Raw genomic sequence first — 14336 nt, forward strand, 5'->3', positions numbered from 1 at the left:
GCCTGTGTCGACGGCCTGCGAACGCGTGAAGTCCGTTGGCGCGCCGGTGATTCAGCATCTGCGTGCGCTGCATCTGCGGCCCACGCCGTGATTCAGCGTGGCCGTCCGGGAACGCCGGGCCGGGTCTGCCATGGGTGCGGTCCGTCGAGCGGACGGTATTCCACCCCGAGTGCGTCCAGCCGGGGCAGATGGTGTTCGCGCAGCCGGGCGAGGAACTCGGCGAAGTCCCGTGGTCCACTGCTCCACGCGACCTCCGCGAAGGCGCACAGCCGGGGGAATGCCGCATAGTCCACCCGTCGCATGCTGTCGAGGTGCTCGCTCCAAAGCTGTGCCTGCACTCCGCGCAGCCGCGGCCCGGCCAGGTCGGGTTCGTACCGGTAGACGTCTTTCAGCGTGCGGCGGTAGCCGACCGGAATCGGCTCGTCGGGATGGTCGCTCTGCCGATGGTCCAGGTAGAGCCGGTCCTCCGGGCAGAGGACTACGTCGTGGCCGAGTTCCGTGGCGCGGGCGCCGTGCGCGCCGTCGCGCCACACGCCGATCACCATCGGCGGCAGGGGGCCGGTATCCAGCACCTCGTCCCAGCCGAGCGGGGTCCGGCCGCGGGCGGTCAGGTGCTCGGCGATCGTGCGTACGAGCCTGCCGTGCGCCTCGGTCGCGCCGGGCACTTCGTCGCCGCCGAGGCCGATCACGGGGGAGGGGAAGATGTCCAGCACGTGGTCGAAGACGGCGCGGAAGAAGTCCACTGTGGACTCTGAAGGGTCGAGCAGTGCGGTGCTGATTCCCCATGCGGTCCAGACTTCCCAGCCGGCGGCCGGGTCCGGGCCGAGTTCCGGGTAGGCCGCGATGGCTGCCCTCGCGTGCCCGGGGAGGTCGATTTCCGGCACGACGGTGACTGCGCGCTCGGCCGCGTAGGCGACGATCTCCCGCAGGTCGGCGGTGGTGTAGAAGCCGCCGTGTGGACGGCCGTCGCGTTCCGGGCCGTCGTGCCTGCCCACCATCGACGAGCGCCGCCAGCCGCCTGCCGACGTCAGCTTCGGGAACTGTGGCACCTCGATGCGCCAGCCCTGATCGTCGGTGAGATGAAGGTTGAGTACGTTCAGCTTGTGCGCGGCCAGCAGGTCGACGAAACGCAGTACCTCGGCTTTCGTACGAAAGTGCCGGGCCACGTCCAGCAGGCAGCCGCGCCTCGGACTGTCCTCGACCACGCCGCACGGCAGGACGAGTCCACTGTGGAGGGAGGCGGCGCGGAATGCGTCCGGCCCGGCGAGCTGACGCAGTGTCTGACGGCCGTGGTGTTCCCCGGCCGAATCGGCGGCGGACAGCGTGATCCCGCCGGGTGTGATCGCCAGCCGGTAGCCCTCCGCGGGCAGATCCGGGTCGGCTCGCACCGCGACCGGCGCGGGCCACGGGCAGCTGCCCGGCGCCTCGGTGACCGAGACCGGACGGGGGAGCAAGGTCGCGAAACCGGGCATGCTCGGCCTTCTGGATCAGGCGAAGAAGACCGAGTTGACGCTGGGCACCGCGAGCGAGCCGGCGGCTTTGCCGGGCAGCCCGGTCGAAGCGTCGCGGGGCAGCCAGGTGATCGTGCCGGAACGTTGGTTGGATACGTAGAACCACCGCTCGTCAGCGTCGAGCGCGAAGTGCCTCGGCCAATTGCCGCCGGTGTCCACACTGGACGCCAGCGTCAGCTTGGAACCGTCGACGGTGAAGGTGGCGATGGTGTTCGGTCCGCGTACGGTGGCGTAGACGAACTTCCCGTCCCGGGAAACGGCGATCTCACCCGGGAAGAGGTCGCCGGTGCTGCCCGGCGGCACTGCCGGAACGACCGTGTGCGGGGTGAATTCGCCGTTGCGGGAATCCCAGCTCGCCACGGTGATCTCGGGCCGGAGTTCCTGCGCGAGATAGGCGTGTTCGCCGTCCGGGTGGAAGGCCAGGTGTCGCGGCCCCGTGCCGGTGGGCAGCGTGACCTGCTTGTGCAGCGCCAGTTTCCCGGTGGCGACGTCGAGAGCGTAGACATAGACCGAGTCCGCGCCGAGGTCCACCGACAGCACCCACTTGCCGGACGGATCGGTTACCACCTGGTGCGCATGCGCTTGACGGTCCTTGCCGGTGTGCTGCTGGAGATCAGTTGCCGCGCCGAGCTTCCCGCCGTCTTCGATCGGCAGGACGACCACGCTGCCGGAGCCGTAGTTGGCCGCCAGCACGAACTTCTGGCTGGCGTGCACCGACAGATGCGTTGGTGCAGCGCCCTGCGACGGGCTGGACCCGAGCGGCTTCGGGTTCGCCGCGTCGCTGATGTCCAGCGCGGACACTGCGCCGTCCGGGTCGCCTTCGTTGGTCACGTACAGCGTGCGGCCGTCGTGGCTGCTGTCGAACCACGACGCGTCCGGTATTCCGGTCACGGTCCGGACCGCCGACAACGCCGGGTCGTCGCCGGTCCGGCCGACCACGTCGAGCCCGTGCCCGGCGGGCGGGGTGCTGGTGTAGCTGCCGACATACGCCGTGGTACCTGCCGGCCACGGCGTGGCTCCGGCGAGCCGCGAGCCGAGCACGGTGGCTGCTCCGGCCGCGCCTGCCGCGCCGAGGAACGTGCGACGGGATACTGCGGTCATCGGGTTCTCCCTGCTGTCGCGCCCAGATGGTTCAGACCACTGTCATGGCCAATGCTGCCACGGCGAAACCGCTCAGGGAAAGGACCGTTTCCAGCGCGGTCCAGGTCTTCAGCGTCTGTGGCACGGTCAGCCCGAAGTACCGGGACACGATCCAGAACCCACCGTCGTTCACATGGGAGGCGATGATCGAGCCCGCAGAGATGGCGACCACGATCAGTGCCAGCTGTGGTTGCGAATAGTGCAGATCGAGCACGGTCGGCGCGACGATGCCGCCGGTGGTCACGATCGCCACGGTGGCCGAGCCCTGTGCGATGCGCAGACCGCAGCTGATCACGTACGCGGCGAGGATGACCGGCAGTCCGGCGTCGCCGAGCGAACCGGCGACCGCCTTGCCGATACCGGTCGCGGACAGTACCGCGCCGAAGAACGAGCCCGCGCCCACCACCAGCAGGATCATCGCCACCGGGCGCAGGGCGTTGCCCGACAGCTGGGCGAGATCGGCACCGGTCATGCCCCGGCGGCGGCCGAGCAGCCACGAGGCGAGCAGGGTGGCGATGGTCAGCGCGATCGCCGGGGTGCCGAGGAACGCGGCCACGCCCGCCCCGGTGGAGTTCTTCGGCAGCAGGATACTGCCGAAGGTGCCCACCAGGATCAGCGCCAGCGGCACCGCGATGATGCCGCCGACCAGCGCCAACGACGGCGGGGTGCGGCCGTTGTCCTCGTCGTCCCCGGCCAGCGTCGCGAACTCCTCGGCCAGCGGCACGTTCACCCGCTTGCCGATCCAGGTGGAGTAGAGGATGCCGCCGACGAACCAGGCGGGGATCCCGCAGATGGCGCCCATCAGGATCAGCCAGCCGAGGTCCACGTGCAGCAGTCCGGCCGCGGCGACCGGCCCCGGGTGCGGCGGGATGAACGCGTGCGTGATGGAAAGCCCGGCCAGTAACGGCATCGCGTACAGCACGATCGACCGGCCGCCCTGCTTCGCCGCCGCGTAGACCAGCGGGGCGAGCACGAAGATGCCGATGTCGAAGAACACCGGGATGCCGAAGATCAGGCCGGACAGGCCCATCGCCAGCGGCGCCCGTTTCTCGCCGAAGGCCCGCAGCAGCGCCGCGGTCAGCACCCGCGCGCCCCCGGATCGTTCCAGGATCGAACCGAGCAGGGTGCCCAGCCCGATGATCGCGGCGATATGCCCGAGAATGCTGCCGAAACCCTTTTCCAGCAAGGAATCCGAGGTCTTCTGCGCGGTGCCGACCAGGGTGCCCACCGGCAGCCCCGCGGCCAGCGCGGTGAGCAGGCCCACCACGATCAGCGCGATGAACGGTTCGACCTTCACCTTGATGATGAGCACGAGCAGCACCGCGATGGACAGCGCGGCAAGGGTGAGCAGACCGCCGGTGCTGGTCTGCAGCCAGTGGATCATCGACTCCTCCCGGGGTGACGAAGGGCGTGCCCGGCGAGCGCGCCTGTGGGATGGGTGTCTTCAAGCGCGGCGACGCCGTTCACAAAGACGTGGGAGATGCCCGTGGCGGGCTGCCGTGGGTCGTCGAAGGTCGCGGTGTCGGAGATCGTGTCCGGGTCGAACAGCACCAGGTCGGCGGCGTACCCGGGGCGGATCAGGCCACGGTCGGCCAAACCGAGCCGCCGTGCCGCGCGTCCGGTGAGGTGCGCGATGCAGTCGGCCAGATCGAGCACGCCCAGCTCGCGCACGTACCGGGCGAGGTAGCGTGGGAACGTGCCCCAGGCGCGGGGATGCGGCCGGTCGCCGACCAGCAGCCCGTCCGAACCACCGGTGTGCGTGCGGTGGCGCATGATCGCCAGCACGTTCTCCTCGTGCCCGACGTGCAGCAGGCAGGAGGTGCCGAGCCGCTCGTCGAGCAGCGTGTCGAAGTACAGTTCGGACGGTGGTTTTCCGGCCGCTCGCGCGGAATCGGCGACACTGCGGCCGACAAGCGCGCAGTTCTCGCTCCGGCGGACGCCGTTGATCTCGATGGTGTGCCAGTCGACCGGCACGCCGTGCGCACCGTCCGAACCGGACTCTTCCAGCGCCACGCGGATCCGCTCGCGAGTGTCCGGATCGGACAGCCGTGCCAGCGTCGCCGCCGTCCCGCCCTCGGCTGCCCAGCTGGGTAGCAGTGCGGACAGGTAGGTCGCGCCCGGCAGGTAGGGGTAGCTGTCCAGCGTGATGTCGCAGCCCTCGTCGAGCGCGTCGTCGAGCAGGCGCAGCAGTTCCGGCGCTTTTCCTTTGTTGACGGAGAAGTTCATCGTGGCGTGCGCGAGGTGCAGCGGACAGCCCGAACGGCGGGAGACCTCGATCATCTCCGCGAACGCCTCCAGCGCACCGGCCCCGTAGCTGCGGTGGTGCGGGCTGTAGTAGCCGCCGCGCTCGCCGACCACCCGGCACAGCTCGGTCAGCTCGTCGTTGCTCGCGTACATCCCCGGCATGTACGTGAGCCCGGACGACAGGCCGAACGCGCCTTCGGCCATGCTGGTCGCGACCAGCTCCTTCATCCGCGCCAGCTCGGCTTCGGTGGCCGGCCGGTCGTCCCAGCCGACGGCCAGCATCCGCACGGTCCCCTGGGGAATCAGGTAGGCGGCGTTCACCGCGATGTCCCGGTCGAGCCGGTCGAGGTACTCGCCGACCGACCGCCAGTTCCAGTCGAACCCGGCCGGATCGTCGTTCCAGCCCGCCAGCTGTCCACGCAGCGCGGCCAGCACCTCGTCGTCCACCGGTGCGTAGGAGAGCCCGTCCTGGCCCAGCACCTCGGTGGTCACGCCCTGGCTCACCTTGGCGAGATGGTCCGGCGCGACGAGCAGTTGCAGGTCCGAATGCGAGTGCATGTCGATGAACCCGGGGGAGAGTACTTGCCCGGTGGCGTCCAGCACGCGGGCCGCGGTGAGCGTGCCCGGTGCGGCGACCTCGGCGATCCGGCTGCCGGCCAGCCCGACGTCCTGGCGGACCAGGGGTGCCCCGGTGCCGTCGGCGACCTGCGCGCCGCGGATCACGGTATTCAGAGAAGTACTGCTCATCAGAACCACGTCCGTACGAAGTCGATCACGGTCTCGCCGTCGGCGTCCACCACCGGCAGCAGCGGCCATTTGTCGAAGGTCGTGCAGGGATGGGACACGCCGAGCCGCACCCAGTCGCCGACCGCGACCGGCGAATCCGCGGGCAGGGTGAGGAAAGTGTGCTGGTCGTTCATCTTGGGCACGGTGTGCCCGGTCAGCGTGGTGACCACGCCGTCCTTGCGCAGCAGCTGGGGTTCGGGCATCCCTTCGTCGTAGGGCAGGTCGCGCTTGCCCGCGGTCAGCAGGGCCAGTTCCGCCGACGGCTTCGAGGTGACCTGCGCCCAGGCGTGGAGCGCGGGGTGGAACGTCTCCACGCCGTTGATACGGGGATGCGCGCCGAGCGGCGAGATTTCGCGGTAGAAGCCGTCGTCGTGCGTCAGGTAGGCGCCGCTGCGCAGAATCGGGAGCACGTCCAGTCCGTCCGGCCATGGCTTGGTCAGCTCGTCCACGATGCGGTCGAAGTAGGCGCTGCCGCCTGCCGTCACGTACACAGGGCCGTCGGCGAGCAGGCCCATTTCGGCGAACGAGACGGCGAGGCCGCGCATGCTGTCGATGTAGGAACTGATCTTCGCCAACGCTGTGGCGTCGCTGTGGTGCGAAAGCGCTCCTTCGTAACCACCGGCGCCCCTCAAGCTCAGAGCGGGGCTCTTCGCGACGGCTTCGGCGACCGCGTACGCCGTCGCCGAATCGCGTACGCCGGTACGCCCGCCTTCGCCGCCCAGCTCTACGAGGACGTCCACCGGCCGGGGTGCCTCCGAGAGCGCGTCGGTCATCAGCTCGACACCACGGACCGAATCGACCCAGCAGACGAACTCGAAGTCCGGATCCGCCGCCAGCTCACCGGCCAGCCAGCGCAGGCCCGACGGGTCCACGAGCTGGTTCGCCAGCAGGATCCGGGAGACCCCGAAGGCACGGTAGATCCGTACGTGCCCGGCGTTCGCCGCGGTGATGCCCCACGCGCCGTACGCGAGCTGCCGGGCGAACAGCTCGGGCGCCATCGTGGTCTTGCCGTGCGGCGCGAGCACGACCCCGCGTTCGGCGCACCAGCGCGCCATGGTGCGCAGGTTGTGCGCCAGCTCCGCCGCGCCGACCACCACGAACGGGCCGAAGAACCCGTCGCCGAACAGGTTCGCGCGGCGGGTCGCGGCCTCGTCGAGGGTGAGCCCGGCGAGTGCGGGCGCGATCGAACGGAACCGCCAGTCGATGCGTTCCCCGCGCCCGGCGCGGACGGCGGCGTCCAGGGCGGTCTTACCGGAGCTGGTCATCTCGGCACCTCGGTTGCGTATATTGCAACGAACGTTGCGTAGAATGCGCTGATCAGGTGTAGCATCCCAGTCGCTACCGGTCAACGGAAAGAGAATGGGGAGTACCGCTGTGACGACCAGGGCGAGCGGTCCGGGCGGCCCGCCGGAGGTGCTCTGCGTGGGGGAGTCGATGGCCTTGTTCGTCCCGGCCGGACCCGGCCCGCCGGACGAGGTCCGCACCTGGCTGCGCACCGTCGGCGGAGCGGAATCGAACGTCGCCTCGCACCTGCCCGCCCTCGGGGTGTCCAGCGCGTGGGCGAGCGCGGTCGGCGACGATCCGTTCGGCCGCGCGATCGTGCGCGAGATCGCCGCCGCGGGCGTCGGCGTCGAAGGCGTGGTCGTGGACCCGGCGCGGCCGACCGGGCTGTATCTCAAGGAGTCCGGGGCCGGCGGCAGCCCGGTGCGGTACTACAGGAGCGGGTCGGCGGCGTCCGCGATGGGGCCGGATCTGCTTGCGCGGCTGGATTTCTCGGGGGTACGGGTGCTCCACCTGTCGGGCATCACCCCGGCGTTGTCCGGCAGCTGCGAGGCGCTCGTACGGGCGCTGCTGGACCTGCCGCGCGACGAGCTGATCGTGTCCTTCGATGTCAACCACCGTCCGGCGCTGTGGGCTGGCAGAGACCTGTCCGTGCTCCGTAAACTGACCGCCCGCGCGGACCTCGTGCTGACCGGGGACGACGAGGCGGAGCGCGTGTGGGGGACCGGTGATCCGGCGCGGTTGCGGGAATTGCTGCCCGATCCCCGCGCGCTGGTGGTCAAGCACGGCGAACGCGGAGCGACCCTGATGGAGGGCAGCGCGGACCCGCTGTTCGCGCCCGCGCTGAGCGTCGACGTGGTCGAGCCTGTCGGCGCCGGCGACGCCTTCGCCGCCGGTTTCCTGGCCGCTACCCTGCGGGGCGCGGACCCGCTCACGCGCCTGCGTCGCGGTCATCTTCAGGCAGCTGCGACGTTGCTGACCCACGACGACGTCGGCGCGCCGTTGCCGGAACAGGTCGTGACCGAGTTGCTGAAGGCGGACGCCGAAGGCTGGGGCGCGGCGCGGCTGACCGTCGGGGGTGTGCTGGCTACGTGAGTCAAAGCCTGGACCGCGCCCTGACGGTGCTCGACGGTCTCGCGCGCGGCGCGCGGACACTCGACGAGCTGGCCGAAGAGATCGGCGTGCACAAGACGACCGTGTTGCGTCTCCTGCGCACCCTGGAGTCGCATCACTTCGTACGGCGCGAAGACACCCGGCATTACCGGCTCGGCAGCGCGCTGTTCGATCTCGCGAACCAGGCGTTGGAAGAACACGACGTACGCCGTAGCTCACATGAGGCTCTCGCGGCTCTCAACGCGCGTACGGGCCACACCGTGCACCTCGCGTCTTACGAAGACGGTGAGGTCGTGTACATCGACAAATACGAAGGCCGTCACTCGGTTCGCATGTACTCGCGCATCGGGAAACGCGCGCCACTGCATTGCACAGCAGTCGGCAAGGTTCTCGTCGCAGCGATGCCACCGGCAGAGCGTCGCGAGCTGGCGTACGCCCTGGACTACCTGGTCATGACGCCCAATACGATCACGACGCCCGAGGCGTACCTGGCGGAGCTGGATCGCGTCCAGAAGCTCGGGTACGCAGTGGACAACGCGGAGCACGAAGACTTCATCCATTGCATCGCGGCTCCGATCCGCGGCGCCGGAGGCGAGGTGCTGGCCGCGGCGTCGATTTCGGTGCCCAAGATTCTGCTCGACTACGACGGCCTGCTGGCACTTGTCCCCGAACTGCGCGCGGCCACCGGGGAAGCTTCCGTCCACAGTGGATGGACGGGGAACGGAAAGGGGCACTGATGGGCAAGACGGCGTTCACCACGAAGGACGCGCCGCAGCCGCCGGCGAAGTTCTCGCAGGCCGTCCGCAAGGGGAACATCCTCCAGGTGGCCGGGCAGGTCGCCTTCGACGCGGCCACCGGCGCCGTGGTCGGCGACGACGTGGCAGGCCAGACCCGCCAGGCGTTCAAGAACCTCGAAACGGTCCTCGCCGAAGCCGGGTCGAGCCTGGCCGACGCGGTGATGGTGCGCGTGTACCTGACCGACACCAGCCACTTCGCCGCGTTCAACGAGGTCTACGACGAGCTGATCGGCGAAGCCCCGTACCCCGGCCGTACGACGGTGTACGTCGGCCTGCCCGCCGGGCTCCTCGTGGAGATCGACGTCCTCGCGGTTGTGGACTGAACGACTCTGTTGCCCGGCCTCGGAAACCGTGGCCGGGCAACAGCTGGTCAGCCGAGCACGCTCGTGTACGCGTTGATCGTGGGTTGCCCGCCCAGATGCGCGTACAGCACGTTCGCTCCGGCCGGAATCTCCCCGCGCCGCACCAGATCGATCAGCCCGGCCATCGACTTCCCCTCGTACACCGGGTCGGTGATCATCCCCTCCAGACGGGCGGCGGTGCGGATCGCGTCCAGCGTCGATTCGTCCGGGATGCCGTAGATCCCCGCGTGGTAGCGCTCGTCGAGCAGCACCTCGGCAGGCTGCCCGGCGCCGAGCAGGTCCGCGGTGCGCCCGGCGATCCGCCCGATCTGCGCCCGCGTCTCGGCCGGTTTCGCCGAAGCGTCGATGCCGAGGATCCGCCGCGGCTTCCCGCTCACCGCGACCCCGGCGAGCATCCCCGCCTGCGTGCTGCCGGTGACCGAACAGACCACGATCGTGTCGAAGAAGACGCCGAGTTCCCGTTCCTGCGCTTCGAGTTCCAGCACCCAGTTCGCGAAGCCGAGCCCGCCGAGCCGGTGGTCCGACGCGCCGGCCGGGATCGCGTACGGCCGTCCGCCCGCGGCTTCCACCTCGGCCAACGCCTGCTCCCAGCTCTCCTTGAACCCGATGCCGAACCCGGCCTCGACCAGCCGCACCTCTGCGCCGAGGACCCGGGAGAGCTGGATGTTGCCCACCCGGTCGTGCAGCGGATCGTGCCAGTCCACCCAGCTTTCCTGGATCAGCACGGCCCGCATCCCGGCCCGCGCCGCGGCCGCCGCGACCTGCCGGGTGTGGTTGGACTGCACCCCGCCGATGGAGACCAGCGTGTCCGCGCCCTGCGCGAGCGCGTCCGCGACCAGGTACTCCAGCTTGCGGGTCTTGTTGCCGCCGAACGCGAGCCCCGAATTGAGGTCCTCGCGCTTGGCCCACACCGAGGCGCCGCCGAGGTGCTCGGTCAGCCGGTCCAGCCGGTGCACCGGAGACGGCCCGATCAGGAGGGGGAAACGGGGGAAATCGGCCAGGCTCATGTGTCCTCCAGGAGCGCTTCGAGGTCGGTCCAGATGGTCGCGGTGATCCGGGCGGCAGTGGCCTCGTCGCCGCCTTCGAGCGCCGCGATCAGCTCGTCGTGCCGCTTCACCGAACGCTGCGCGGGCAACGAACTGAAGCGCGCGTACTCCAGCCTTCGCAGCAACGGCGTGTACCTCCCGAGCGTCACGGCGACGGCACGATTGCCAGCCACGCGCACCGGTACGTCGTGCAACTCGTCGTCTGCTTCGATCGCTGCGCCCACGTCGCCCTTCGCGACCGCCACGGCGAACCGCTCATTCGCCGTACGCATCTCGGCGATGTGCGCGCGCCCGAGCCGGGGGAGCGCCTCGCGTACGGCGAGTTCGTGCAACGCGCGCACCAGCCGCACCGCATCCCGCACGTCATCCGCGACGAACTCCGCAACCCGCGTGTAACTCTGCGGCTTGGACGCGACGAGCCCGTCCTCGGCCAGCCGGAGCAACGCCTGCCGCACCGGCGCCCGGGAAAGGCCGAGCTGCTCGGCGAGATCGGCGTCGCGCAGCGGCGTGCCCGGCGCGAGGCTGCCGTCGATGATCGCGTGCCGGATCCGCTCGTACGCCTCATCACGCAGCAACGGCCGGGAAACACGGGGGAGTGCACTCACATCTAACATGTTAGATGTGGCTGAGCGCTTTGTGCAACACCGCATGGTCTGGCTGTCGCTGGGGCGCCTGGTCGCGAGGTTGTGGACCTGTCTTCCGGCCTCGCCGGAGTTGCCCGCTCGGCGGGCCGGGTCACGAGTCGGCGGGCGGGCGGCGATCCGGTCCGCCCGCCCGGGTGATCGCAGCCGGGCTCAGTACACCGGTCCGGTGTACTTCTCGCCCGGTCCCTGCCCCGGCGGATCCGGGACGACGGACGCTTCGCGGAACGCCTTCTGCAGGGACTGGAGTCCGTCCCGCAGTGGTGCGGCGTGCAACCCGAGGTACTCTGCCGACGCGGTGACCAGCCCGGCCAGTGCGGTGATGAGCCGGCGGGCCTCGTCGAGGTCGCGGTGCGGCGAGTGCTCCGGATCGGCGTCGGCCAGCCCGAGCCGTTCGGCACCCGCGGACAGCAGCATGACGGCCGCGCGGCTGATCACCTCGACGCTCGGGATGTCCGCCAGCGCGCGGTCGTCGGGGGAATACGGGGGCGGTGGCGAAGGTTGTTCTGACACGTCTGGTACCCTTCCACGAGCGACCAGCCCCTGAGCGATCGGGGGCGGCAAGTGGAGCCCCGCTCCCACCCGCGTCACCGACCGAGGTGTCCGGGTCCGGTCTCGCCGAGATACTGAATGCCGTTGCAGGCATGGCGGTATTCCGGCGATCGGAGACAGAGCGGGCCCCGTACACCGGCAACAGCCGGCGGCGGGGCCTCAGTCTTGTGGGCACCAGGTCGAACGAGAAACTGATACTCGGACCAAGGAGGCCCCATCAGCTCCGAGACACGCATCAACGAACGCATCCGGGTGCCGGAGGTCCGGCTCGTCGGCCCGAACGGCGAGCAGGTCGGCATCGTCCGGATCGAGGATGCGCTCCGGCTTGCCCAGGAGGCGGATCTCGACCTCGTCGAGGTCGCCCCGCAGGCGCGACCGCCGGTGGCCAAGCTCATGGACTTCGGCAAGTTCAAGTACGAGAGCGCGCAGAAGGCCCGCGAGTCCCGCCGGAACCAGCAGCTGACCGTCATCAAGGAACAGAAGCTGCGTCCCAAGATCGACCAGCACGACTACGAGACCAAAAAGGGTCACGTGTCGCGGTTCCTGGCGGCCGGCAACAAGGTCAAGGTCACGATCATGTTCCGCGGGCGCGAGCAGTCGCGGCCGGAGCTCGGCTACCGGCTGCTGCAGAAGCTCGCCGACGACGTCACCGAGCTCGGTTTCGTCGAGTCCTCGCCGAAGCAGGACGGCCGCAACATGATCATGGTGCTGGCCCCGCACAAGAACGTGAAGCCGAAGGCGGCCAAGGCCGAGACGGCACCCGAGGCGTAACCAGCACAGTTCAGCGGCACACCGGGGCACCGGTGTGCCGCCGCACGGAAGAGGAACAACCATGCCGAAGATGAAGACGCACAGCGGGACGTCGAAGCGGGTGCGCGTGACCGGCTCGGGCAAGCTGCGCCGCCAGAAGGCCGGCCGCCGCCACCTGATGGAGAAGAAGTCGAACCGCCTCACCCGCCGGCTCGAGGGCACCACCGAGGTCGCCAAGAGCGACGTGGGCCGCCTGAAGCGCCTGCTCGGCCGCTGACCTTCCGCTCCCCCACACTTTCCCGACCACCCCGGGGTCTGTGAACCCCCCGAACCCGACAGGATGAACCAGTGGCACGCGTCAAGCGGGCGGTCAACGCCCAGAAGAAGCGTCGCGCGACTCTCGAACTGGCCAGCGGCTACCGCGGCCAGCGCTCGCGGCTGTACCGCAAGGCCAAGGAGCAGACGCTCCACTCGCTCAACTACGCCTACCGCGACCGCCGTGCGCGCAAGGGTGACTTCCGCCAGCTGTGGATCACCCGGATCAACGCGGCCGCCCGTGCCAACGGTGTGACCTACAACCGGTTCATCCAGGGCCTCAAGGCCGCGGGTGTCGAGGTGGACCGCAAGATCCTCGCGGACCTGGCCATCACCGACGCCGCCGCGTTCACCGCGCTCGCCGAGCTGGCCAAGGCGAACGTGAACACCGGCGAAGCGAAGTCGGCCTGACCGGCAGCCTTTTCCGGCCCGGGGCGGTCCCGTTCACCGAACGGACCCCCCGGGTCGTTGCCGCGCGCAAGCTGACCCGCCGCGCGGAACGCGAGAAGACCGGCCGTTTCCTGGCCGAGGGCACGAACGCCGTCGAAGCCGCGGTGAAGTACGGGACGGTGCACGAACTGTTCGTCACCGAACGCGCCGCCGCCGCATACCCGGCCCTGACGACCGCGGCCGCCGACCGTTCCGTGCCGGTCTCGCCGATCACCGACCGTGCCGCCGCGGGGTTGTCGGAAACCGTGACGCCACAAGGAATCGTGGCCGTCTGCACAGTCGTCGACCGTCCTTTGGAGACGGTCCTGGCCGCGGCCCGTCTGGTGGTCGTCCTCGTCGACGTCGCAGAGCCGGGCAACGCCGGCACCGTGATCCGCGTGGCCGACGCCGCCGGCGCTGACGCCGTGATCCTGGCCGGCGACACCGTGGATCCGCACAACGGCAAGAGCGTCCGATCCGCCGCAGGCAGCACGTTCCACATCCCGCTGGCCCGCACCCGCGACGTCCCCGCCGCGCTCACGGCCTTGCGCGCGGCCGGCCTGCGCACCCTCGCCGCTTCCGGCTACGCCACGACGTCCCTGGAAACGCTGAGTTTCGACACCCCCGTGGCCTGGCTCTTCGGCAACGAGGCCCACGGCCTCCCCGACGAGATCCTCACCGCAGCCGACGAAACGGTACGCATCCCGTTGTACGGCAAGGCGGAAAGCCTCAACCTGGCCACCGCGGCCGCCGTCTGCGTCTACACCACGGCGATGGCCGCACACCGCTGATCTTCTCGTCGGCCTTTGTCTCGTCGGTCCTTGTGCCTTCGGTCCTTGTCTCTTCGGCTCTGGTCTCTCCGGCTCTGTCTCTTCGTGTGGGTTGTCGCTTCAGCGCCGTTTCCGCGTGGGTTGTCGCTCCGGCGCGGTTTCCGCGTAGGTTGCCTCCTCGGCGCGGTCTTCGCGTGGCTTGGTGTCCAGCTCGTGCTTCTCCGGCCCGCCTGGTCCTTCGCCCGCGCGGATTTCTCCGGTCTTTCGCCAGGCTGCCCTCTGACCCGTCGGACCTTCGAGCTGTCCAGGCGAGCCTGGACAGCTCGCTTGGCTGATCCTTCACCCGTCCGATTTCTCGCCTGCCGGATCCCCTAGCCCAGTCCACCCGGTCTGTTACCCGGCTGCTCCCTTATTCGGCCGACCAGGATCCTTCTGTCTTCGCTCGCCCTTTCCTCCACTGGCATGCCCGGACGGCTTGCCGCGGTGCGCCAACTCGATGAGTCGCCGTCTGCCAAACCCGCTCGCCGCCGCATCCGCGGCCGTCTTTCCCTGCCCGCCACCGAACCTCTTGCCCCGAACTCCTCCCACCCGAACTCCTC

At 69.8% G+C, this 14336-nt stretch carries 15 protein-coding genes; 7 read left to right on the plus strand and 8 right to left on the minus strand.

Annotated elements, in window-relative coordinates:
• Positions 1–92: 92 nt before the first annotated feature.
• From ATK36_RS29715 to ATK36_RS29735, 5 genes are read right to left on the minus strand one after another with little or no spacing between them, the layout of a single operon-like run.
• Positions 93–1472: a beta-N-acetylhexosaminidase gene (locus ATK36_RS29715; RefSeq protein ID WP_098514470.1), complete on the minus strand. Its 1380-nt coding sequence runs from the start codon at positions 1470–1472 to the stop codon at positions 93–95.
• A 15-nt stretch (positions 1473–1487) separates the two neighbouring features.
• On the minus strand, positions 1488–2612 hold the full coding sequence (locus ATK36_RS29720; protein ID WP_098514471.1) for a lactonase family protein: 1125 nt from the start codon (positions 2610–2612) through the stop codon (positions 1488–1490).
• A gap of 31 nt (positions 2613–2643) precedes the next feature.
• Entirely contained in the window at positions 2644–4035 is a 1392-nt protein-coding gene (locus tag ATK36_RS29725) for a GntP family permease (RefSeq protein WP_098514472.1), read from the minus strand.
• The gene (locus ATK36_RS29730) at positions 4032–5627 is read right to left on the minus strand and encodes an N-acyl-D-amino-acid deacylase family protein (RefSeq protein WP_098515279.1); all 1596 of its coding nucleotides are present in this window, start codon (positions 5625–5627) and stop codon (positions 4032–4034) included. The genes ATK36_RS29725 and ATK36_RS29730 overlap by 4 nt, the downstream gene beginning before the upstream one ends.
• 14 nt (positions 5628–5641) lie before the next feature.
• A complete protein-coding gene (locus ATK36_RS29735; RefSeq protein ID WP_098514473.1) occupies positions 5642–6946 on the minus strand; it encodes an amino acid deaminase in 1305 nt (434 codons plus the stop codon).
• Positions 6947–7040: 94 nt separating this feature from the next.
• Here ATK36_RS29735 and ATK36_RS29740 point away from each other — a divergent pair, with 94 nt between their 5' ends.
• Genes ATK36_RS29740 through ATK36_RS29750 form a run of 3 tightly spaced genes read left to right on the plus strand, consistent with a single transcriptional unit; the run spans position 7041 to position 9195 of the window.
• Positions 7041–8057, plus strand: a complete 1017-nt coding sequence (locus ATK36_RS29740) for a sugar kinase (RefSeq protein WP_098514474.1) — start codon at positions 7041–7043, stop codon at positions 8055–8057.
• Entirely contained in the window at positions 8054–8812 is a 759-nt protein-coding gene (locus ATK36_RS29745) for an IclR family transcriptional regulator (protein WP_098514475.1), read from the plus strand. The genes ATK36_RS29740 and ATK36_RS29745 overlap by 4 nt, the downstream gene beginning before the upstream one ends.
• Positions 8812–9195, plus strand: a complete 384-nt coding sequence (locus tag ATK36_RS29750) for a RidA family protein (protein ID WP_098514476.1) — start codon at positions 8812–8814, stop codon at positions 9193–9195. The genes ATK36_RS29745 and ATK36_RS29750 overlap by 1 nt, the downstream gene beginning before the upstream one ends.
• A 47-nt stretch (positions 9196–9242) precedes the next feature.
• Here the strand turns inward: ATK36_RS29750 and ATK36_RS29755 are convergent, their stop codons facing one another.
• From ATK36_RS29755 to ATK36_RS29765, 3 genes are all read right to left on the minus strand, one after another.
• The gene (locus tag ATK36_RS29755; protein WP_098514477.1) at positions 9243–10241 is read right to left on the minus strand and encodes a 1-aminocyclopropane-1-carboxylate deaminase; all 999 of its coding nucleotides are present in this window, start codon (positions 10239–10241) and stop codon (positions 9243–9245) included.
• Positions 10238–10885, minus strand: a complete 648-nt coding sequence (locus ATK36_RS29760; protein ID WP_387001331.1) for a GntR family transcriptional regulator — start codon at positions 10883–10885, stop codon at positions 10238–10240. The genes ATK36_RS29755 and ATK36_RS29760 overlap by 4 nt, the downstream gene beginning before the upstream one ends.
• Before the next feature lie 189 nt (positions 10886–11074).
• Positions 11075–11434 (minus strand): DUF1844 domain-containing protein, encoded by a 360-nt coding sequence (locus ATK36_RS29765; protein ID WP_098514479.1) that lies wholly within the window; start codon positions 11432–11434, stop codon positions 11075–11077.
• 291 nt (positions 11435–11725) lie between these two features.
• Here ATK36_RS29765 and infC point away from each other — a divergent pair, with 291 nt between their 5' ends.
• The 4 genes from infC (at position 11726) to ATK36_RS29785 (ending at position 13758) form a co-directional block, all read left to right on the plus strand.
• Positions 11726–12244 carry a translation initiation factor IF-3 gene (infC, locus tag ATK36_RS29770; RefSeq protein ID WP_245915303.1) on the plus strand — a complete coding sequence of 173 codons (519 nt, stop codon included), beginning with the start codon at positions 11726–11728 and terminating at the stop codon, positions 12242–12244.
• A 61-nt stretch (positions 12245–12305) separates the two neighbouring features.
• Positions 12306–12500 carry a 50S ribosomal protein L35 gene (gene rpmI / locus ATK36_RS29775; RefSeq protein ID WP_098514481.1) on the plus strand — a complete coding sequence of 65 codons (195 nt, stop codon included), beginning with the start codon at positions 12306–12308 and terminating at the stop codon, positions 12498–12500.
• A gap of 71 nt (positions 12501–12571) precedes the next feature.
• Entirely contained in the window at positions 12572–12949 is a 378-nt protein-coding gene (rplT, locus tag ATK36_RS29780) for a 50S ribosomal protein L20 (RefSeq protein WP_098515280.1), read from the plus strand.
• Entirely contained in the window at positions 12946–13758 is an 813-nt protein-coding gene (locus tag ATK36_RS29785) for a TrmH family RNA methyltransferase (protein WP_098515281.1), read from the plus strand. Before rplT ends, ATK36_RS29785 begins: the two co-directional genes overlap by 4 nt.
• Positions 13759–14336: the final 578 nt, after the last annotated feature.

The organism is Amycolatopsis sulphurea, assembly GCF_002564045.1.
Lineage (GTDB): Bacteria > Actinomycetota > Actinomycetes > Mycobacteriales > Pseudonocardiaceae > Amycolatopsis > Amycolatopsis sulphurea.

What these genes read in the sequence shown, in the direction of transcription:
- ATK36_RS29715 (WP_098514470.1), bottom strand. Translation starts at nt 1,472, where the DNA reads ATGCCCGGTTTCGCGACCTTGCTCCCCCGTCCGGTCTCGGTCACCGAG.
- ATK36_RS29720 (WP_098514471.1), bottom strand. Translation starts at nt 2,612, where the DNA reads ATGACCGCAGTATCCCGTCGCACGTTCCTCGGCGCGGCAGGCGCGGCC.
- ATK36_RS29725 (WP_098514472.1), bottom strand. Translation starts at nt 4,035, where the DNA reads ATGATCCACTGGCTGCAGACCAGCACCGGCGGTCTGCTCACCCTTGCC.
- ATK36_RS29735 (WP_098514473.1), bottom strand. Translation starts at nt 6,946, where the DNA reads ATGACCAGCTCCGGTAAGACCGCCCTGGACGCCGCCGTCCGCGCCGGG.
- ATK36_RS29740 (WP_098514474.1), top strand. Translation starts at nt 7,041, where the DNA reads ATGGGGAGTACCGCTGTGACGACCAGGGCGAGCGGTCCGGGCGGCCCG.
- ATK36_RS29750 (WP_098514476.1), top strand. Translation starts at nt 8,812, where the DNA reads ATGGGCAAGACGGCGTTCACCACGAAGGACGCGCCGCAGCCGCCGGCG.
- ATK36_RS29755 (WP_098514477.1), bottom strand. Translation starts at nt 10,241, where the DNA reads ATGAGCCTGGCCGATTTCCCCCGTTTCCCCCTCCTGATCGGGCCGTCT.
- rpmI (WP_098514481.1), top strand. Translation starts at nt 12,306, where the DNA reads ATGCCGAAGATGAAGACGCACAGCGGGACGTCGAAGCGGGTGCGCGTG.